This window comes from Plantactinospora sp. A48, assembly GCF_055793945.1.
The window spans coordinates 1-20,645 of record NZ_JBTIXF010000058.1 but is presented as its reverse complement, the minus strand read 5'-3'; the positions used below and the strand labels follow the sequence as shown (position 1 = coordinate 20,645).

Below are 20,645 nucleotides of genomic sequence, written 5' to 3'. Positions count from 1 at the left end.
GAAACCAACAGGCCGCAGCGGGACCACGCGCCTTGTGCCTGCTCACTATGATCGCTCGGTCAATCACCCATCGTGGAGAGTAGTCATCATGTCTCAGCCGCCCGTCCATCCCACATCGGGTAATCCCGACGGCGGGCCGTCCCACACCTCCGGAGCGCCGTATCAGGGTCAGTCGTACGGCGGTGGCCAGTCCGGTCAGCAGTACGGCGGCCAGCCTCAGCAGCCCTACGGCAACCAGCCACAGTACGGTGGCCAGCCCGGCCAGCAGCCCTACGGCGGCCAGTCCAGCCAGCCACAGTACGGCGGTCAGCCCGGCAATCCCTACGGAAGCCAGCCCAGCCAGCCGCAGTACGGCGGTCAACCCGACCAGCCGCAGTACGGCGGTCAACCCGACCAGCCGCAGTACGGCGGTCAGCCTGGCGACCCGTACGGTGCCGGTCAGCAGCCCTACGGCGGCCAGCCCGGCCAGCCGTACGGCGGCCAGCCCGGCCAGCCGTACGGCGAGATGCCGGGTGCCGCTGCCCCGAAGAAGTCCAAGGCCGGCAAGATCGTCCTGATCGTGCTCGTGGTGCTGGTGGTCCTTTGTGGCGGTGCCGGCACGGCGGTCTACTTCGCCGTCAAGGACGACGTCGGCGACGTGGTGACCGCCGTCAACACCCGGGTGGTGGCACCGGACCAGCTCGGCGGGCGGGCCAAGTCCACCGAGCCCCGGGTGCAGGAGCTGGGCGACCAGATGAAGTCCGGGATGAAGGACGACGTGCCGGACGCCACCAGCACGGTCGGCCAGTTCTACGGCAGCATCGCCAAGCGGAACCTGGTGATGGTGACCGCGGCCTCCGGCCGGGTGACCGATCAGACCAAGCAGGTCGATGACGCGATCCGGGAGTTCGGCGGCGCCGGGCCGAAGATCAACGATGTGCACACCATCGACCCGGGTCCGCTCGGTGGCGTGGTGAAGTGCGGCGACGCCGACGCCTCCGGTGTGGCGATCGGGGTGTGCGTGTGGGCTGACGCGGGCAGCATCGGGCTGATCGGGATGTACTTCAAGAAGGCCAAGGACGTGGAGGCGGAGTTCGTCGACATGCGCGGCCAGATCGAGCAGCGCTCCTGAGTCTCGGCCCGGCGGTCCGCACGACGGAACCGCCGGGCTGTCCGGTGCGCGCGCCGGTCGGCTACCGGTTCAGGACGAGTTCCCGGACGGCGCGTACCAGGGAATGACGCGTACCACGGGAAAGGGGTGCCGGGCACGAGCCCGGCACCCCTTCGCGTTGCCCGGTCAACCGGGTTGCCCGGTCAGCCGTTCGCGGCCGGGGCACCCCGCTCGGTGGCGCTGCGCAGCACGCAGAACTCGTTGCCTTCGGGGTCGGCGAGCACGGTCCAGCCCGTACCGTTCGACCGGCGTCGGTCCTCGACCAGGCTGGCGCCGAGGCCGAGCAGCCGCTCAACCTCACCGTCCCGGTTCCGGTCCATGGGCTGGAGGCAGAAGTGCAGCCGGTTCTTCACCGTCTTGCGTTCCGGCACCGCCTGAAAGAAGACGACCGGACCGACGCCGTCCGGCGGAACGAGCATCGCCTCCGGGTCACCCGGGAAGTCGTCCGGGTGCCGGGGATAGCCGAGCACCTGCGCCCAGAACCCGGCCAGGGCGTACGTGTCGGCGCAGTCGATGACGACGTTCTCGATGCGCGAGGTCATGACAATTTCCTCCACTGTGGAGTCGGAGGCGCCCCGCGAATCGTGGGTCAGCGGTCGTGGCGGGGCGCGGTGGATGTCGAACTGGACATGACCGCACCTCCCTCCCGACGCTCGGGCTGACGAAGCGTGAGCCTCGCACGCGTCCGCCGTCCCGGCAACCGGTATTTCAGCGGTCAGCCGGACGCCTCGCCGGCCACGCCCGTCGTACCCGGTGCCGCCGAGGTCGCCGCCACCGGGCCGGACCCGACCACGGCCGACCCGCTGGCGACCGGGGTGGCGTCGGCGGCCGGCAGCGTCACCGTGACCTCCAGGCCGCCCCCGGAGTGCGCCGTGGCGTTCACCGTGCCACCGTGGGCCTCGCAGACGGCCCGCACGATCGACAGACCCAGCCCCGACCCTCGGGCGCCGGTCCGTTCCCGGCCACCCCGGCGGAACGGTTCGAAGAGCCCGGGAACGTCCGACTGGTCCACCTCGAACCCGGTGTTCCCGACAACCAGCCAGGCCCGCTCGGCGTCGGAGCCGGTCCGGATCCACAGCCGCCCGTGCCCGTGGTTGTACCGGACCGCGTTCTCGACGAGGTTGCCGGCCAGCCGTTCCAGCAGCCCCGGGTCACCGACCACGAGGGCCGGCGCCAGCGAGGCCCGCACGTCCAGCGAGAGCCGTTCGGTCTCCCGGCGCATCGCCGACAGCGCGGCCCCGGCGCCGGCGGCCAGGTCCGTCGGCACCTTCCGGCCCAGCCGCCGGCCGGCCTGGGCCTCGCTGCGGGCCAGCACGAGCAGCGCGTCGACCAGGCCGTTGGCCCGTTCGGAGGCGTCCCGCACCACCGTCGCCATCCGGCGGTACTCGGCCACGTCCGCCTCGTCGTCGGCCATCGTCACGTCGATCTCGGTACGCATCACCGCCAGCGGCGTACGCAGTTCGTGCGAGGCGTTGGCCACGAACCGCTTCTGCGCCTCGAACGCTCCGGCGATCCGGTCCAGCATCGCGTCGAAGGTGGCCGCCAGCTCGGCCACCTCGTCGTCCGCGCCCGAGTACCGGATCCGCTGGTCGAGCGTCGCCTCGCCGAGCCGCCGGGCGGTGAGGGTGACCTGGCGCAACGGCCGCAGCGTGCGGCCGGCCACCGCGTACGCCCCGGCCACCCCGACCACGCTCACCGCCAGCAGTGCCACCAGCCCCTTGGCGAGCAGTTCCCGGCTCGCCGCGGCGGTGGCCAACCGCTGCCACTGGGCCGCGTTCAACTCCCGGCCGTCCCGTAGCACCACGGTCGTGCCGGGCCGCAACAGGTCCGCCGGCCGCAGCGCGTCGGACAGCAACACCCAGGCCAGCACCAGCAGGATCACCCCGACCCCGACCAGCAGTACGCCGTTGAGCAGGGTGAGCCGGAGCCGGAGCGTTGGACGTAACCGGGGCCGGCGGATGGACGGGTACACGGTCATGCCGGGCCCCCCTTCAGCCCGGACCCGGCGGATCCCGCCCCATTCGGCACGGGGGCGGCGGGCGGCGGGCCGGGCGTCACGACGGCCTCGGGCACCCGGTAGCCGGCGCCGACCACGGTGTCGATCAGCGGCGGGTCACCGAGCTTCTTGCGAAGGGTCATCACCGTCACCCGGACGGTGGTGGTGAACGGGTCGGCGTTGGCGTCCCAGACCCGCTCCAGCAGCTCCTCGGTCGAGACCACCCCGCCCCGGGCCTTGAGGAGTTCCTCCAGCACGCCGAACTCCTTGCGGGTGAGTTCGACCGGAATCCCGGCCCGGGTCGCCAGGCGCTTGGCGGGGTCGACCACCAGGTCCGCCACCGCGAGCACCGGTGGGGCGGCCGGCGTCGCCCGGCGACCCAGCGCCTGCACCCGGGCGACCAGTTCGTCGAAGGCGAACGGCTTCGGCAGGTAGTCGTCCGCGCCGAGTTGCAGCCCTTCGACCCGATCGGCCACCGTGCCGCTGGCGGTCAGCATCAGCACCCGGGTCAGCGCGCCCGAACCGACCAGATCGGCACAGATCTCGTCGCCGTGCCGGCCGGGCAGGTCCCGGTCCAGCACCACCACGTCGTACCGGGTGACGAAGGCCATCTCGTGGCCCTCGTCACCGTCGTACGCGACGTCCACCGCCATCCCCCGCCGGCGTAGGCCCCGGGCGATCGCGTCCGCCAGGGCCCGCTCGTCCTCGACCACCAGTACCCGCACCGCGGCCTCCCTGCCTGCGCCGAATCCGCCGCTGTCAACCTAGCCGGGAGCGCCAAACCACCGCCACGACCAGCGGCAGAACCGCCGGCCGACCGACGGGCGTCAGGAAGGGGCCCTTCCTATACAAAAAGCGATAACAGGGTGCCCTTCCTTGCAGGGGAGCCGGGTCGGTCCGGTACCGCCTGTACGATGTCGCGTCGTGCCTGTCCCGGTCGTAGCCAACCCGTCCGACGCCGGCTCCGGACCCGCCGAGGACGGCGGTGACGGGCCCGCGCGGCGACGCCGGTTGCCCGCCCGCGCCGATCTGCTGGCCTTCGCGGTGTACGCGGCGCTGGGCGTCTTCGTCTGCGCCGGCTACTGGGCCGACGTGCAGCACCGGATCTCCTCCCACCTGCCCACCGACCACAGCTGGTTCGAGTGGCTGTTCGCGCACGGCGCCTACTCGGTACGCCACCTGAGCAACCCGCTGTTCTCCGCCCGGCAGAACGCGCCGGACGGCGTCAACATGATGGCCAACACCTCGCTGCTGGGTGTCACGCTGCCCATGTCGCCGATAACCATGATCTTCGGTCCGCAGGTGTCGTACGCGCTGTATCTGGGTCTGGCCCTGGCCGCAACGGCGGCCACCGCCTACTGGGTGCTGCACCGGGATCTGGTCCGCTCACGCGCCGCGGCGTTCGTCGGCGGCGCGTTCCTGGGCTTCGCGCCCGGGGTGATCCACCACGCGAACGGACAGCCCAACTTCGCGTCGAACTACCTGCTGCCGCTGATCGTGGGGCAGGTTTTCCGGCTCGGCGCCCCGGGCCGGCCGTGGCGCCGCGACGGGCTGGTTCTCGGGCTGCTGGTGACGTACCAGATCTTCATCAACGAGGAGATGCTGCTGCTCACCTCGCTGGGCTGCGTGGTGGCGGTCGCCGCCTACGCGGTGCTGCGCCCGGCGCAGGCGCGGGCCCGGGTGGTTCCCTTCGCCCTGGCTATCGGCCTGGGCGGTGGGCTCACCCTGCTGCTGGCGGCCTACCCGATCTGGTTCCAGTTCGCCGGGCCGCAGTCCTACCGAGGGCTGCAGGGCGGGGTCTTCCACAGTTGGGGCGAGGACCTGGCCGCCTTCGTCACGTACTCCCGGGACACCCTGGCCGGCAGCCCCGCGGTGGAGAAGACCATCGGGGTCACCGAGCAGAACACCTGGCTGGGCTGGCCGCTGGTGCTGCTGGCCCTGGTCACCATCGTGCTGCTGTGGCGGCGCTCGGTCGCCGCCCGGGTGTCCACCGTGCTGATCGTGGTGTTCGGGGTGGCCTCCCTCGGTCCGGAGATCCGGGTGAACGCCGGGGGCACCGGGATACCCGGGCTGTGGCACTACATCTCCGACGACCTGCCGCTGGTCGAGATGATGATGCCGACCCGGTTGAGCCTGATCCTGGTGGCCGCGGTCGGCGTGCTGCTCGCGCTGGCCTGGGACGCCCTCGCGCAGGCCCGGCAGGCACCGGCGCCCGCCGACTCCGGGCCGGCGGACAACGCGGAACCGAGGGACGACGCGGAACCGGCGAACGGCGCGGAACCGGGCGTCACGGGCGGCGGCCGGCCCGGCTGGCTGCGGCCGGTGGGGTACGCGGTGATCGCCCTGGCCCTGCTGCCGATCATCCCGCGACCGCTGCCGGCGATGCCCGTGGAAGCGCCACCGCACTTCATCACCGCGGGCGGCTGGCGTCCGTACGTCCCGCCGGGCCGGACCCTGGTGCCGCTGCCGCTGCCGAACAACGTGCAGGGCCTGTCGACGCTGCGCTGGAGCGCCCTCACCGAGCAGGCGTTCCCGGTACCCGGCGGGTACTTCATCGGGCCCGGACCGAACGACGAGGGCATCTTCGGGGTGGCGCCCCGGCCCACCACGGCGTTGTTCTACTCGGTCGCCGACGGCGCGCCGGTCCCCGTGGTGGGACCGGAGCAGCGCCAGCAGGCGCTGACGGACCTGCGCTACTGGCACGCCTCGGTCGTGGTGCTCGGCTCGCATCCACGGCACGACGCGCTGCTGGCGCTGGCCACCGAACTGCTCGGACCGGGTCGTCAGGTGGACGACGTCTGGCTCTGGGACGTCCGCCCGCTGGTGCCCTGAGCCCGTCTCGTCGATGACCTTCGGGCCGGTCACGGTCACCCACTGTTAGCTCGGCTGGGCGAGTGCGTCGCTGAGGGTAATGGGCAACGGACAGCCCCGAAGCCGATCCACCGGTAGACCAACGCGCGAGGCCCCCGGTACGTACGGTCAGTCGGTCAGCGGGCGGACGTCCCAGACCCAGGCACCGGAGATGGACCGCCCCGGGCCGAGCAGTTGGTCGAGGGTCGCCTTGACGGCGTTGCCGTAGGTCAGGCCACCCTGCACGACCACGGCGGCCCGCCAGTGCCGCAGGTCGGCAACCGCCTGGGTCCGCTGCTCGGCGCCGACCGGCTGCGCCTGGCCGGTCGCGGCGGCCCGGTCCAGCAGCGTCGCGGTGGGCAGTTCCGGCGCCCCCCAGCGGGCCTGGCGGTCGGTCGGGCTCTCCGGGCCGATGAAGTAGCCGCCGGGCGTGGTGAAGGCCAGCCCGGTGCGGGCCGACCAGTACATCCCGTTCGTCGACTCGCTGCCCCGGATCGGCGGGACGGCCACCAGGGTGCGACCCGCCGGTACGAACTCGCGCCACTGCCCGCTGGCCACGAACTCGGGCACCGGCCAGGCCGGCTTGGTCCGCAGCGGCAGCGGTGCCACCGGCAGCAGGACGGCCAGTACGGCACCCGACCAGAGCAGCCGGACCGGCAGCCCGGCCGGGCGGGGCAGCCGGGACACCCGATCCAGCGAGATGGCCAGCAGGATGGCCACGATCGGTACGCAGATCAGCGCGAACCGGGCCGGGACGACGAGGTCGACCAGGGGCAGCCGGGACACCAGCCGGTACGGGCCGGGAACCCCCGTGTGCTGGTACTTCACCCGGATCTCGGCGCCCAGGGAGAGCGCGGCGAACACCAGGGCGGTGACGGTGAGAGATCGGACCAGCGGTCGTCGCCACAGCCACACCGCCACGACCGCGACCAGGACCACCAGGCTGAGGCCGAAGAACGAACTCTCCTCGGACATGTTCGGCGACAGCAGGCCAGGCAGTGTCTCACTGCCGGTGAGCGACTGGCGGGACATCGCCGTGTACGAGTTCAGGTCGAGGACGAACGACTGCACGTCGAACGGCATCCCCCGGTAGTGACCGGGTCCACGGAACTGGAACCACAGCGGATACGCCAGCAGCACCGCCGCGACCGGCGTGGCCACCGCGAGCCGGCCGACCAGCGAGCCGGCCAGCGAGCCGAGCCGGCGCAGCGAGCCCGGATCAGCGGCAAGGTGGCTCAGGGCGAACACACCGAGGGCGAGCGCCAGGAGAACCAGCACCTCCTCGCCGAGGAAGACCTGGTACGCCACCAGCAGCCCGAGCAGCAGGCCACGCCGGACGGTCCGACCCGGCGTCACCGGGAAGACCAGCACGATGATCGCCGGCACCAGGAACTGGGAGATCATGTGCAGGTGGCAGGTCGCCTGCGAGATCATCCCGGGAGCGAACCCACAGAACAGGCCGCCCACCGCCGCCGCCCCCCGGGACTCGACGAACCGGCGGGACAGCAGCAGGTACCAGGCGGTGGCCGTGCCGGCCAGGCAACCCAGGATGGCCAGGCGCAGGGTGACGGTCGGCCCGAACTCCCAGGTGACCGGGCTCAACGGGATGCCCAGTCCGAGGACCGAGGTGTTGGCCATCAGGTTCACCCCGTCCGGGGCGTTGAGAGCGGTGCTGTAGAACGGGTCCTCCAGGTGCCGCACCGCCTCCGCCGCGCGGGCCAGCATCCACTCGAACAGGATCTGGTCGTAGTCGGCGAGCAGCATCCGGTCGAGGTGCCGCCACAGCCGGACGGTCACCAGGAATCCCGCCACGAGATAGCCGGCAACCACGTACGTGTCGATGACCGCCGGCCGCCGCCACCACTCGCCCCGCCGCCACACCCCGGGCCGCCACCACTCGCCCCGCCGCCACATCCCAGGCCGCCGCAGCTCCCGCCGCCACACCCTGAGCGGCCACCACCGTCGGCCACGCGCGCCGCCCCGTCCACCGGGTTCCGCCGGGCCCGCCCACGACGGGATCAAGCCTGACCGCCCAGAGTGGGCGGGCCCGGCGGAACCCCCCAGGGCGGGCCCGGCGGAACCCCCCAGGGCAGGCCCGGCGGAACCCCCCAGGGCGGGCCCGGCGGAACCCTCCGGACCGGCTCCGACAGAACCCTCCGAGGCGGGCGCCGGCATCAGGCCCCTCGGGCGGTCAGCGTCCGCACGTCCCACACCCACACGTCCGACTGTCGGCGGGCCGGGCCGACGAGCTGCTCGACCGTCGCCCGCAGCGCCTCCGCGTTGTGTTCGGCGACCGGCAGCACCAGGATCGCCGCCCGCCAGTAGCGCAGCTCGTCCAGCGCCCGCCGGCGTTGCTCCTCGCCTGGCTGGAGGCTGCGACCGGTGCTGGCCACGTCGTCGAGCATCTCACCGATCCCGCTGGGCCGGCCGCCGAACCGGCCCGGGTCACCGGTGTTGCCGTTTCGGGGGGCCAGGAAGTACCCACCCGGGATCTTGAAACCCAGGTTCGCGGTCGCGGCCCAGCGCATCCCGTTGGTGTGGCCCATGGCCGTCACCGGGATCGGCACCAGGGTCTGGTTCCCCGCGACGTACGGCTTCCACTGACCGCTGGTGATGAACCGCGGCACCGCCGGCCGGGCGGTCTCGACCAGCGGGATCGGCAGGATGGGCAGCAGCGCGATGGCCAGCGCGGTGGCGGTCACGGCACGGACCGGGCGACGGTCCGGGACCGGCAGGGTCCAGGCCCGCTCTACCGCGAGCGCCAGCAGTACGCCGATGGCGACGGTCGTGATCAGACCGAACCGGGTCGGCACCACCGCGTCCAGCAGCGGCGCCCGGACCAGCAGGGCCCAGGGGCCCCACACCGAACCCCTGTGCCAGTACGACACGGTCTCGCCGAGTGAGAGCACGGCGAAGATCAGACCGGTGGCGGCCAGGGCCCGCACGATCTTCTCGCGGCGCAGCCAGATCACGATGGCCACGGCGACCAGCATCAGGCCCCAGCCGAAGAAGGCGTTCTCCTCCGAGTAGTTCGGGGCGAGGTTGGCGTTGCCCCGCTCGTTGCCGCCGAGGGTGGCCGACCCGGGGTTGACGAAGGCCGCGAGGTCGTTGCCGTAGTTCTGCACCGTGTCGCTGAGCCCGTGGTACGCCTGCGGACCCACGAACTGGATGTGCAGCGGGTACGCCAGCAGGGCCGCGCTCAGCGCACCACAGACCGCCAGCCCGACGACCAACGGACGCCAGGCGGCCCGCCACCGGCCCGGTTCCTGCACCAGCATCGCCAGCAGGAAGACCAGGCAGGCCAGCGCGGTGAACAGCAGGATTTCCTCGTTGATGAAGGCCTGGTACGACACCAGCACCGCGAGCACGAGACCGTCCCGGACCGGCCGGCGGGACCGGGTCAGCGTGATCACCCGCCACACGATGAACGGCAGCAGGAACTGGCTGATGATGTTCGGGTGCCAGTTGGCGTGCGAGAGCATCGCCGGGGAGAAGCCGAGGAACCAGCCGCCCACCACGGCGGCCAGGGACGCCCGTACGACGTGCCGGGACAGGATGTAGTACCAGGCGTAGCCGGTGCCGGCCAGGCCCAGCGTCACCAGCACCACGAACGACACCGCCGGCCCGAACAGCAGCGTCACCGGGACCATCGGGATACCGAGCCCGAGGATGGCGGTGTTCGCCATCAGGTTGACCCCGTCGGGGTAGTTCAGCCGGTCGGTGTAGAACGGGAAGTCACCGTGCAGCACCACCCGCACCGAGTGGGCGAGGAAGAACTGCACCTGCGCCGGGTCGCTGCTGTACAGCGGCGCGACCCGGCGGGCCGGGTTCAGCCAGATCTCCCCGGTGACCCAGATCCCGACCAGCACGAACAGGCCGAACACGGCGAGGTCCCGCCGCCAGCTCGGCCAGCGTCGCGATCGGGGCGCGGGCCGGTCCCCGGGCGAACCGGCCGGATCGGTCCCGTCGATCACGCCGGTCTCGTCCACACCGGTTTGAGCGGACGTCTCGGTTCGAGCGGACGCCTCTGTTCCAGCGGACACCTCGGTTTGAGCGGGCGCCTCGGCCGGGTTGGTCCCGGCGGGTACGTCGGCGTCACCGCCATCGTCCACGCGCCGTCGGACCGCGCCGTTGCTGGCCGCGCCGTTGTTGGCCGCGCGGCGCGTCGCGTGCCTCGCCGGCCCGGTCTCCTCCGGGTCCGGCGGGGTTTCGAGGCGGGGCTCGGCTGGAGTCACAGTCGGCGGAGTCTACCGGAACACCGGGACAGATCCGGCACCACGGTGCGGAACGGCACGGGCGGATCGGACACCGGGACCGCCGGCAAGACGGGTACCCACCATGGACCGAGCTTAGCGAGGTGACGACGGGGGCCGGTCGGGAATTGCGTACGATGTGGCTTCTGGCGAGTCGATGATCGGGGGCCGCGGGTGGGGAAGGTCGGGCGGCGTGCCGTGCCGGCGGCGGCGCTCGCGCTGGCGCTCCTGGCCGGGGGGTGCGACGCGCCGGCGCAGCCGTCGATGGTGCTGCGCGCGGGTTTCGACACGCTGGACGGTGACCTGCCGGTGTGGCCGGCCCGTGGTGGTCTGACGGGCGACTCCCGGGTCGTCACTGCGGTCAGCCGCGCGGTGCGGGACTGGCGCTCCCCCGCCGGTGACCGGGCCTACCCACCGGCGTCCGGGATCCTGTGGCTGGGCGAGACCGACCGGATCCGGCTGGCCCTGGTCGCCGCCACCGTGCCGGGCAACGGCGCCTCCTGGCTGCTCCAGCTCACCGCCCCCGGTGGTGACGCCTTCACCGTCGACCGGGCGGTGGAGTATCCCGACCCCGGCTATCTGGTCTACTCCGACGTGCTGCCGGTGCCGCTGCCCGGCGGCCGGCACTACCTCACCTCGGCCCGGGTCGAGCGGCTGACCGGCCCGTCCGGCCGTCCGGTGCCGGTCGCCGACGGCCTGACCGGGCCGGTGGACGTGCCGGCCTGCGCGCCGGTCGGGCTGTCGGCGGCGCTGCGGGCCACCGACTCGCTGCCCCAGGGGAAGCCGGCGGACCGCCTGGTCGATCTCGGCACCGGTACGTCCGCGCCGAAATACCCGCTGGTCGGCGACGACGCCAACACGGCCCGGACCGCGCTGAAGGGCCTCGACACCTGCGCACTCGGCACCGGGGACGGCCCGTTCGGCAGCATCGAGCGGCGGATCGCCGGCCAGGAGGCGCCCACCTCGGCTCCGGCGTCCTGGCCGATAGACCGGATCGCCACCCGATCCCTCGGCGACGTGACGCTAGGCCCCGCCCCGGCCGCCGAACTGGACCAGTTGAGCTGGCGCACCGATTCGGGCGTGATGACCGGGGTGGTCCTGCGCCCTCGGTCCGGCGCGCCGGTCGCCTCCCCCGCCGACCGGTTCAACCCGCTGCAGACCTACGAGATCACCGTCGGTGGCACCGGCTACGTGGTGCTGGTCTGGCGGGCCGCACCGGACAACTCGCTCTCGGTGCCCATCGAACTGCCCCGGCTGGTCGACCGGCCCGGCCTGGTGATCGTGGCGAAGCCGGCCGGAAATCCGACGTTCAGCCTGGCCACCCCGGACAAGACGTACTACCGCTCGGTCCACGAGTAGGGCGGAGCCCACAGGCAGGGCGGACGCCGCAGCGGCGGCGGCCTCGCCCACAGGGCCCACGGCCCGACCGCCCCACGAGGCCCCGGCCCGTCCTGAAAAGCCCCGCGCCGGCCCGCCCGCACCCGACGGGCGCGGGCGGACGCCGGCGCCTCAGTTCTGTCCGGCCCGGCCCTTCGCGGTCCGGCGGCCCTCGCTGGGCAGCCGCACCGGTTCGAGTGGCTCCTCCAGCCGCGACACCCAGCCGGTGATGTCCCGGGCCACGTCCTGGGCGGTCAGCCGCAGGTCGGTCAGGATCTGGGCGCGGGTGCCGAACTCGTGCCAGGCCACCGGCACACCGAGATCACGCAGCGGGGTCCGTACGTCGGCGTCGCGCAGCGCCTTGGCCAGCGCGTCACCGACCCCACCGTCGCGGACACCGTCCTCGACGGTCACCACCAACCGGTGCCGCGCGGCCAGGGCCACCAGTTCGGCGGGCACCGGGCGCACCCAGCGCGGGTCGACCACCGTCACCCCGTAGCCCTGCTCGGCGACCCGGTTGGCGACCTCCACGCCGAGCTGGCCGAAGGCACCGACCGCGACCAGCAGCACGTCGGTGCGCTCCGACTCGGCCAGCACGTCCACGGTGCCGCCCGGTCCGGTCGGGTCGGCGGTGCCGATCCGACGTACCGCGGGCAGATCGGCGGCGACCGAACCGGTCGGGAACCGCAACACGGTCGGCCCGTCGTCCACGGCCACCGCCTCGCGCAGTTCCTCACGCAGCGTCGCGGCGTCCCGGGGAGCGGCCACCCGCAGTCCGGGTACGACGCCGAGGAGGGACATGTCCCAGATGCCGTAGTGGCTGGGCCCGTCCGGACCGGTCACCCCGGCCCGGTCCAGCACGAAGGTCACCGGCAGGTTGTGCAGCGCCACGTCCATCAGTACCTGGTCGAAGGCGCGGTTCAGGAAGGTCGCGTAGAGGGCCACCACCGGGTGCAGACCGCCCAGCGCCAGGCCGGCGGCCGAGGTCACCGCGTGCTGCTCGGCGATGCCCACGTCGTACACCCGGTCGGGGTGCTTGCGGGCCAGCGCCGCGACACCGGTCGGCTCGCCCATCGCGGCGGTGATGGCCACCACGTCGGGCCGTTCGTCGGCGATGGCGATCAGCTCGTCCCGGAAGACGTGGGTCCACTTCACCGACTTCGCCGCCAGCAGCCTGCCGGTCTCCACGTCGAACGCGCCGGGGCTGTGCAGGCAGTCCGCCTCGTCCTCCTCGGCCGGGCGGTAGCCGTACCCCTTGCGGGTGACCGCGTGCACGATCACCGGCCCACCGAAGTGCTTGGCGGCCCGCAGCGCCGACTCGAGCGCGGGGACGTCGTGCCCGTCGACCGGGCCGACGTACTTGATGCCGAGGTCCTCGAACATCGCCTGCGGGGCGACCGCGTCCTTGATGCCCTTCTTGACCGCGTGCAGCACCTCGTACATCGGGCGACCCACCAGCGGGGTCGAGCCGAGGGCGTCCTTCACCGCGTCGAGGACCTTCTCGTATCCGGGGTTGAGGCGCAGCGAGGAGAGGTGGTCGGCCAGGCCGCCGATGGTCGGCGCGTACGACCGGCCGTTGTCGTTGACCACGATGACCAGCGGGTTACCGGCGGTGGCGATGTTGTTCAGCGCCTCCCAGCACATCCCGCCGGTGAGCGCGCCGTCACCCACCACGGCCACCACGCTGCGCTGCTCGCCGCGCAGCGCGTACGCCTTGGCCAGGCCGTCGGCGTAGGAGAGCGCGGTCGAGGCGTGGCAGTTCTCGACCAGATCGTGCTCACTCTCGGCCTGGCTGGGATACCCCGACAGGCCGCCGCGCTGGCGGAGCTTGTCGAACCCCTCCTGCCGACCGGTCACCATCTTGTGTACGTACGCCTGGTGTCCGGTGTCGAACAGGAAGCGGTCCCTGGGCGAGTCGAAGACCCGGTGCAGCGCGAGGGTCAGCTCCACCACACCCAGGTTGGGGCCCAGGTGGCCGCCCGTGCGGGACACCTTGGCCACGAGGAAGTCCCGGATCTCGGCGGCGAGGACCTCCAACTGCTCGGCAGACATCCGCTTGACGTCCCGGGGTCCCCGGATGGCGCCGAGCAGCTTGGCGCCGGTTGCCGAATCCTCTACATCACTCATGACCGGAAAGTCTATCGGCCATGTCGCGACCCGCAGCTTGGGCTGGAGATCGCACCCCCGGCTGGCTCCGGACGCCTACCATGGCGGCCAGGACACCCCTCGGCGGCGAGGTCTGCATGCCAATCCACGAGCGCCCGCGACCCACCGAATCGGGCCGCCCACCGCGGCCTGCCGGGTCGACCCAGCCGGCACGACCCACCGAACCCGCCCGCCCAGCACGGCCGGCCGGATCGACCCGGCGGCCACCGCCCACCGAACCGGTTCGTCGGCCGCGGCCCACCGGGCGGTACGCGGCCGGCCAGGTGCTCGCCCTGCTCGTGGTGGCCCTGGTCGGGCTGCCGCTGCTGCCCGCGATCCTCCTGATCGTCGCCTGGATCAGGCTCCGCCACCGACGCTGACCGCGATCTCCCGGCCCGAACCGCAAGATTTCGCGAGATCTTGGATGTTCACTGCCCCCGGCGGGGCAGCAGAAATCCAAGATCTCGGGAGCCGGTCGTGGCGATCCGGAGCCGGCGCGGCGCCGGCACCGGGCCGCCGGTCCCGGGCGGCGAAACGGGTGCCGACACCGGGCCGCCGGTCCTGGGCGGCGAAACAGGTCCCGGCACCGGGGCGCCGGTCCCGGGCGGCAGACCGGGTGCGGACCGGGCCGGGGCGGCCGTTCCGGGCGTCCAGCTGCCCAGCACGGCGGCGGACCGCGCGCCGGTCACCGAGGGCAGGGCGCCGGGCAGGCCGTGCCAGGACAGCCAGCCCAGCAGGCCGAACGCGTACGCCTCCCGGGCCTGCGCCGGGACGCCCAGCTCCTCGCTGCGGCCCAGCCGCCACCGGCCCGCGCCGAGCGCCGCCAACCGGCCGGTCAGCACCGGGTTGCGCATTCCGCCACCCGCGCCGAACACCTCGGTCACGCCGTGCCGGTCACAGGCCGCCGCGACGATCCGCGCGGTGAGTTCGGTCACCGTGGCGATCACGTCCGTCCCACCGACCGGTTCGCCGAGCGCGGCCAGCCGGTCGTCGAGGTACGCGGCCGAGAAGAGTTCCTTGCCTGTCGATTTCGGCGCCGGCGCCGCGTAGTACGGCTCCGCCAGCAGCAGCGTCAACAGTCCCGGGTGGACCCGACCGGCTCCGGCCAGGGAACCGTCCCGGTCGTAGGGCAGCCCGTGGAAGCGGCGGGTGGCGGCGTCGATCAGCGCGTTGGCCGGCCCGATGTCGTACCCGAGCACCGGCGCCGGCGGATCCACCACGGTGAGGTTGGCGATACCGCCGAGGTTCAGCGCCGCCCGGGGCCGACCCGGACCGGCCGGCGGCGCGTCGGGGGCGAGCAGCAGCGCGTCGAAGGCCGGCACCAGCGGCGCGCCCTGACCACCGGCCGCGATGTCCGGACCACGCAGGCCGGACAGTACCGGCAGGCCGGTACGCCGGGCGATCCAACTCGGGTCGCCGAGTTGCAGGGTGCCGCGCGCCCGCCCGTCCGTCACCCAGTGGAAGACCGTCTGCCCGGGCGAGACGACCAGGTCGGCCCGGCCCCCGGCCAGTTCCACCCCGACGGCCGCCGCCGCGGCGAACGCCTGCCCGAGCCCGGTGTCCAGCCGGCAGACCGCCTCGATGGTGGTTGCCGCGGGCGGGAGCACGGCGGCGATCGCGTCGCGCAGTTCGTCGTCGTACGGCAGGCTCCGCACGCCGACCGGACGCAGCCAGAGGGTGTCGCCGGTCGGGACGAAGTCGGCCACCGCCACGTCGATCCCGTCGTACGACGTGCCGGACATCAGCGAGACGATCCGCATGGTCAGGGAACGAGCAGGCCCACGCACTCGACATGCTGGGTCATCGGGAACAGGTCGTACGCCCGCAGGTCGGCCAGCCGCCAGCCCGCCGCGCGGAAGGTGCGGACGTCCCGGGCGAAGGCGGCCGGGTCGCAGGCGACGTATGCGACCGCCCGCGCACCGGACCGGGTCAGTTCCTCGGTGACCGCTCGTCCGGCCCCGGCCCGGGGCGGGTCGAGGACCACCAGGTCCACCGGCCCGGTGAGCCGGCGGCGACCCAGGGCCCGTTCCACGGATGCCTGCACCACCTCGAACCGGGACAGGTCGGCCAGGTTGGTCCGGGCCGCGGCCACGGCCACCGGGTCCGCCTCGACCAGGGTCACCCGGCCGTCCGGACCGAGTGGACCGGCGAGCGCGCCGGCGAACAGCCCGGCACCGCCGTACAGGTCCCAGGCCGTCTCGCCGGCCACCGGCCGCAGCAGGTCGAGCACCGCGCCCGCGAGCGTGTCGGCGGCGGCCGGGTGTACCTGCCAGAAGGCGTCGGTGGGCAGCCGCCAGTCCCGCCCGGCGGCCACCTCGGTGACCGTCTCCGGACCGTCCACCGTCGTGACACCGTCCCGGGTGAGCGCCCGGACCACCACGTCGCCGCCGGTGGAGGCGATCGTGGCCACCTCGTCGGCGTCGGGCCACCGCCGGCCACTCGGGGTCAGCACCGGCAGGTCCTGGATGGCCGGGTGGGCGATCAGGCAGCGGTCGACCGGTACGACCTCGTGCGAGCGGTGTTTGCGCAGCCCGGCCCGGTCGGCGGCGTCCACCGTGTACCGCATCCGGGACCGCCAGCCCAGCGGACCGCCCGGCACGGCCCGCACCGTCAGGTCGAGCGCCGCCAACTCCGCCGGGTCGAGACCACCGAGCCGGTCCAACTGCTCGCGGAGTACGGCGGACTTCCAGGCCCGCTGCGCCTCGGGCGTCGCGTGTTGCAGGTCGCATCCGCCGCACCGCCCCGGCCGGGCGTACGGGCAGGGTGGCTCCACCCGGTCGGCCGCCGGTTCCAGGATCTCCACGGCGTCCGCCCGGGCGAACCCGCGGTGTGTCTCGGTGACCTCGGCGACCACCCGCTCCCCGGGCAGGGCGTGGCGGACGAACACCACCTGCCCCTCGTGCCGGGCGACGCAGTGCCCGCCGTGCGCGGGCGCGCCGATGGTCAGCTCGACCCGTTCCGCTTCCTGGAGTGTCATCGGGCGCCCCCGGCCGACCGATCGGTCCCGCCGGGCGAGGCGGCGTCACCGTCCGGTGTCGCCCGACCGGCGGACCCACGGCCGGCGGACCCGCGGCCGGCCGGATCGGGGCCCGACGTCGCCGGGCCGGTGGGGCGACCGGCGGGGTCGGACCCGGACGCGCCCGGGTCGGCCGGCTCGGCGTCGGTGGCCGGAGCGGAGGGCGCCGGGGCCAGCAGCCCGCCCAGGACCGCGCCCCGGGGACCGCGGGCGGGACCCCGGGTGAGGGTGGCGTCCAACCGGTCCAGGTTGCGCGCGGCGCTCGACTCCAACTGCCACGGAACGCTGGTGACCATCACGCCCGGTTCGAACAGCAGGCGGGTCTTCAACCGCAACGCGCTCTGGTTGTGCAGCAGGTTCTCCCACCAGTGGCCCACGACGTACTCCGGGATGAAGACCGTGACCACGTCCCGGGGCGACTCCCGGCGGGTCGAGGCCACGAAGTCCAGGATCGGTCGGGTGATCTCCCGGTACGGCGAGTCGACCACGGTGAGCGGCACGGAGATGCCCCGCCGCTCCCACTCCGCCTGGATGGCCCGGGTGTCCTTCTCGTCCACGTTCACGGTGACCCCGGTGAGCGTGTCCGGCCGGGTGGCGGTGGCGTACGCCAGGGCCCGCAGCGTCGGTTGATGAACCTTGCTGACCAGGACGATCGCGTGGTTGCGGGCCGGCAGCACCGGTCGCCCCTCGTCGGCCGGGGTCAGTTCCCGGGCCACCGTGTCGTAGTGCCGGCGGATGGCCAGCATCAGCAGGAAGGCGACGGCCATCGCCACGATCGCGATGTACGCCCCCAGCAGGAACTTGGTGATCAGCACGATCACCAGCACGATGCCGGTGAGCACCATGCCGAAGGTGTTGATCGCCCGGGACCGGATCATCCGGCGGCGGACCTGCGGATCCCGCTCCCGGGCCAGCAGCCGGTTCCAGTGCCGGATCATGCCGCCCTGGGAGAGCGTGAACGAGACGAAGACGCCGACGATGTAGAGCTGGATGAGCCGGGTCACCTCGGCCTGGAAGGCCACGATGAGGACCACGGCGAACAGCGCCAGCAGGATGATGCCGTTGGAGAAGGCCAGCCGGTCGCCCCGGGTGTGCAACTGCCGGGGCAGGTAGCGGTCCTGGGCGAGGATCGAGCCGAGCACCGGGAAGCCGTTGAAGGCGGTGTTGGCGGCCAGGAACAGGATCAGCGCGGTCATCCCGGCCACCACGTACAGCAGGACCGAGCCGGAGCCGAAGACCGTCTCGCCGAGCTGCGTGGTGACGGTCTTCTGGACGTACCCGGCGGGACCCCCGACGATCTGGTCGGCGCTCTCCACGAACTGCAGGCCGGTCAGCCGGGCCAGCCAGACGATCCCGACCAGCATGCTGATCGCGACCAGACCGAGCAGCAGCAGGGTGGTGGCGGCGTTGCGGCTCTTCGGCGGCTTGAACGCCGGTACGCCGTTGGAGATGGCCTCGACACCGGTCAGCGCGGCGCAGCCGGAGGAGAACGTCCGCAGCAGCAGGAACACCAGGGCGAACCCGGTGACGCTGTGCTCGGCCCGGATCTCCAGCCCGGCACTGGGCGCCCGCAGGTCGTGGCCGAGGATGAAGATCCGGACCAGCCCGGTCACGATCATGCCCAGGATCACGATCATGAAGCCGTACGTGGGGATGGCGAAGGCCGTGCCCGACTCGCGCAGCCCACGCAGGTTGGCGGCGGTGAGCAGGGCAACCGCGGCGACCGCGACCCCCACCTTGTGGCCGGCCACCCAGGGCAGCACCGAACCCAGGTTGGCCACCCCCGACGAGGTCGACACCGCCACCGTGAGGATGTAGTCGACAAGCAGCGCGCTCGCCACCCCGACCCCGAACCGGGAACCGAGGTTGACGGTGGCCACCTCGTAGTCGCCACCACCGGACGGGTAGGCGTGGACGTTCTGCCGGTAGCTGGCGACCACAGTGAGCATCACCACCACGACCGCCAGCGCCACCCAGGGGGAGAAGGCGAACGCCGAGACCCCCGCGATGGAGAGCGTCAGCAGGATCTCGTCCGGGGCGTAGGCGACGCTGGACAACGCGTCCGAGGCGAACACCGGTAGCGCGATCCGCTTGCTCAGCAACGTGTGCTGGAGCCGGTCGGACCGGAACGGGCGGCCGACGAGCAGCCGCTTCAGCAGAGAGGTGGGACTGGCCACAAGCGCTAAGGGTACGGCGAGGTCAGATCAGCCGCCGCCAGGGAGTCGGATCGATCGGTGTGGGCGGGGACACGGTACGGTCCGCCCCTCCCGGACATCGCGACGACCTGCTGACGCGGTACGGTCCGTCGCGCGAGCGCGTGTCCGAGGTGGCACGCTGATCGGTGCGCCACCCGGCACGGGTGGGCCGTGGTGGCCTCGGGAGGAATCGCCGTGCATGTCGTGATCATGGGATGTGGTCGGGTGGGTTCCACCCTGGCGCACAGTCTGGAGGCCCGGGGCCACTCGCTGGCCGTCATCGACCAGGACTCCGACGCGTTCCGCCGGCTGGGACCGGACTTCGGCGGCATCACGGTCACCGGCATGGGTTTCGACCGGGACGTGCTGCGCCAGGCCGGCATCGAGCGGGCCGACGCCTTCGCCGCGGTGTCCAGCGGCGACAACTCCAACATCATCTCGGCCCGGCTGGCCCGCGAGACCTTCGGGGTGTCCCGGGTCGCCGCCCGGATCTACGACCAGCGCCGCGCCCAGGTCTACGAGCGGCTGGGCATCCCCACCGTGGCGACCGTGCGGTGGACCGCCGACCGGATGGTGCGGCACCTGGTGCCCGAGGGGGACGTGGAGATCTTCCGCGATCCGACCAGCACCGTGTCGATCATCGAAGTGACCCTGCACAAGGACTGGGTGGGCCGGCCGCTGCGCGTGCTGGAGGAGACCACCGGGGCACGAACGGCGTACGTGATCCGGTTCGGCATCGGTACGCTGCCCAACTCGTCCGCCGTGATCCAGGAGGGTGACCAGTTGTTCATGCTGGTCACCGACGACATCGCTCCGGCGGTGACCGCGGCGGCCGGTACCTCTCCCGAAGGGGGACACTGACCATGCGGATCGCCATCGCCGGCGCGGGCAACGTGGGCCGCTCGATCGCCCAGGAACTGATCGAGAACGGCCACCAGGTGATGCTCATCGAACGGCAGCCCAAGATGCTGCGCCCCGAGCGGGTGCCGAACGCCGACTGGGTGCTCGCCGACGCGTGCGAGCTGACCAGCCTGGAGGAGGCTGACGTCGCCGGCTGCGACGTGGTGGTGGCCGCCACCGGTGACGACAAGGTCAACCTGGTGGTCTCGCTGCTGGCCAAGACCGAGTTCGCGGTGGGCCGGGTCGTCGCCCGGGTCAACCGCGCCGAGAACGAGTGGCTGTTCACCGACCAGTGGGGGGTGGACGTCGCGGTCAGCAAGCCGCGGGTGATGGCCGCCCTGGTCGAGGAGGCGGTCACGGTGGGCGACCTGGTCCGGCTGATGACGTTCCGGCAGGGCCAGGCCAACCTCGTCGAGATCACCCTGCCACCGGCCGCACCCTACGTCGGGCACCCGGTGCGGTCCGTGCCGCTGCCCCGCGACTCCGCCCTGGTGGCGATCCTGCGCGGCAAACGGGTCCTGGCGCCGTCTCCGGACGACCCGCTGGAGGCGGGCGACGAGCTGGTCTTCGTCTGCACGTCGGAAGTCGAGGACGAGGTCCGGGGGGTCATCCTCGGCACCTCCACCGAGCGCTGAGGGCTCGGTCGCCGGGGCGCCGGGGGGGGGGGGGGGGGGGGGGGGGGGGGGGGGGGGGGGAGGGGGGGAGGGGGGGGGGGGGGGGGGGGGGGGGCGGGAAGCGAGACAATACGCGCGAAGCGAGGCAA

11 protein-coding genes and 3 pseudogenes are annotated in these 20,645 nt (G+C 72.9%); 5 read left to right on the top strand and 9 right to left on the bottom strand.

Annotated features, from left to right (window positions below; genetic code table 11):
* Positions 1-88 precede the first annotated feature (88 nt).
* Positions 89-1,111, top strand: a complete 1,023-nt coding sequence (locus ACXN5W_RS24055) for a hypothetical protein (protein ID WP_473160625.1) — start codon at positions 89-91, stop codon at positions 1,109-1,111.
* A 182-nt stretch (positions 1,112-1,293) separates the two neighbouring features.
* Here the strand turns inward: ACXN5W_RS24055 and ACXN5W_RS24050 are convergent, their stop codons facing one another.
* From ACXN5W_RS24050 to ACXN5W_RS24040, 3 genes and pseudogenes are all read right to left on the bottom strand, one after another.
* On the bottom strand, positions 1,294-1,692 hold the full coding sequence (locus ACXN5W_RS24050; protein ID WP_473160624.1) for a VOC family protein: 399 nt from the start codon (positions 1,690-1,692) through the stop codon (positions 1,294-1,296).
* A 278-nt stretch (positions 1,693-1,970) separates the two neighbouring features.
* A pseudogene (locus ACXN5W_RS24045) lies at positions 1,971-3,128 on the bottom strand (sensor histidine kinase); the annotation flags it as partial.
* Between the two features lie 83 nt (positions 3,129-3,211).
* Positions 3,212-3,871 (bottom strand): annotated as a pseudogene (locus tag ACXN5W_RS24040) (response regulator transcription factor); the annotation flags it as partial.
* Between the two features lie 199 nt (positions 3,872-4,070).
* On the opposite strand from ACXN5W_RS24040, the gene ACXN5W_RS24035 reads away from it, so the two are divergent.
* Positions 4,071-5,978 (top strand): hypothetical protein, encoded by a 1,908-nt coding sequence (locus tag ACXN5W_RS24035; RefSeq protein WP_473160623.1) that lies wholly within the window; start codon positions 4,071-4,073, stop codon positions 5,976-5,978.
* 147 nt (positions 5,979-6,125) lie between these two features.
* Here ACXN5W_RS24035 and ACXN5W_RS24030 read toward each other — a convergent pair whose 3' ends face one another.
* On the bottom strand, positions 6,126-7,940 hold the full coding sequence (locus ACXN5W_RS24030) for a hypothetical protein (protein WP_473160622.1): 1,815 nt from the start codon (positions 7,938-7,940) through the stop codon (positions 6,126-6,128).
* Positions 7,941-8,170: 230 nt separating this feature from the next.
* Positions 8,171-10,108: a DUF6311 domain-containing protein gene (locus ACXN5W_RS24025; RefSeq protein WP_473160645.1), complete on the bottom strand. Its 1,938-nt coding sequence runs from the start codon at positions 10,106-10,108 to the stop codon at positions 8,171-8,173.
* Positions 10,109-10,423: 315 nt separating this feature from the next.
* On the opposite strand from ACXN5W_RS24025, the gene ACXN5W_RS24020 reads away from it, so the two are divergent.
* Positions 10,424-11,608 (top strand): hypothetical protein, encoded by a 1,185-nt coding sequence (locus tag ACXN5W_RS24020; protein WP_473160621.1) that lies wholly within the window; start codon positions 10,424-10,426, stop codon positions 11,606-11,608.
* Positions 11,609-11,758: 150 nt separating this feature from the next.
* On the opposite strand, the gene dxs is transcribed toward ACXN5W_RS24020, so the two are convergent.
* From dxs to ACXN5W_RS24000, 4 genes and pseudogenes are all read right to left on the bottom strand, one after another.
* Entirely contained in the window at positions 11,759-13,753 is a 1,995-nt protein-coding gene (gene dxs, locus ACXN5W_RS24015) for a 1-deoxy-D-xylulose-5-phosphate synthase (protein ID WP_473160620.1), read from the bottom strand.
* A 446-nt stretch (positions 13,754-14,199) separates the two neighbouring features.
* Positions 14,200-15,531, bottom strand: coding sequence for an anhydro-N-acetylmuramic acid kinase (locus ACXN5W_RS24010; RefSeq protein WP_473160619.1), 1,332 nt, complete (start codon positions 15,529-15,531; stop codon positions 14,200-14,202).
* Between the two features lie 2 nt (positions 15,532-15,533).
* The gene (locus ACXN5W_RS24005; RefSeq protein WP_473160618.1) at positions 15,534-16,748 is read right to left on the bottom strand and encodes a class I SAM-dependent RNA methyltransferase; all 1,215 of its coding nucleotides are present in this window, start codon (positions 16,746-16,748) and stop codon (positions 15,534-15,536) included.
* A gap of 134 nt (positions 16,749-16,882) precedes the next feature.
* Positions 16,883-18,964, bottom strand: a pseudogene (locus tag ACXN5W_RS24000) (APC family permease); the annotation flags it as partial.
* A gap of 213 nt (positions 18,965-19,177) precedes the next feature.
* Here ACXN5W_RS24000 and ACXN5W_RS23995 point away from each other — a divergent pair.
* Together ACXN5W_RS23995 and ACXN5W_RS23990 are read left to right on the top strand one after the other, a co-directional pair.
* Positions 19,178-19,843 (top strand): potassium channel family protein, encoded by a 666-nt coding sequence (locus tag ACXN5W_RS23995; RefSeq protein ID WP_473160617.1) that lies wholly within the window; start codon positions 19,178-19,180, stop codon positions 19,841-19,843.
* Complete coding sequence (locus ACXN5W_RS23990; protein ID WP_473160644.1) at positions 19,840-20,517, top strand: potassium channel family protein; 678 nt, start codon at positions 19,840-19,842, stop codon at positions 20,515-20,517. Before ACXN5W_RS23995 ends, ACXN5W_RS23990 begins: the two co-directional genes overlap by 4 nt.
* The last annotated feature ends 128 nt before the right edge of the window (positions 20,518-20,645 follow it).

Coding starts and splice junctions, on each gene's coding strand:
- ACXN5W_RS24055 (WP_473160625.1), top strand. CDS start 89: ATGTCTCAGCCGCCCGTCCATCCCACATCGGGTAATCCCGACGGCGGG.
- ACXN5W_RS24010 (WP_473160619.1), bottom strand. CDS start 15,531: ATGCGGATCGTCTCGCTGATGTCCGGCACGTCGTACGACGGGATCGAC.
- ACXN5W_RS24050 (WP_473160624.1), bottom strand. CDS start 1,692: ATGACCTCGCGCATCGAGAACGTCGTCATCGACTGCGCCGACACGTAC.
- ACXN5W_RS24005 (WP_473160618.1), bottom strand. CDS start 16,748: ATGACACTCCAGGAAGCGGAACGGGTCGAGCTGACCATCGGCGCGCCC.
- dxs (WP_473160620.1), bottom strand. CDS start 13,753: ATGAGTGATGTAGAGGATTCGGCAACCGGCGCCAAGCTGCTCGGCGCC.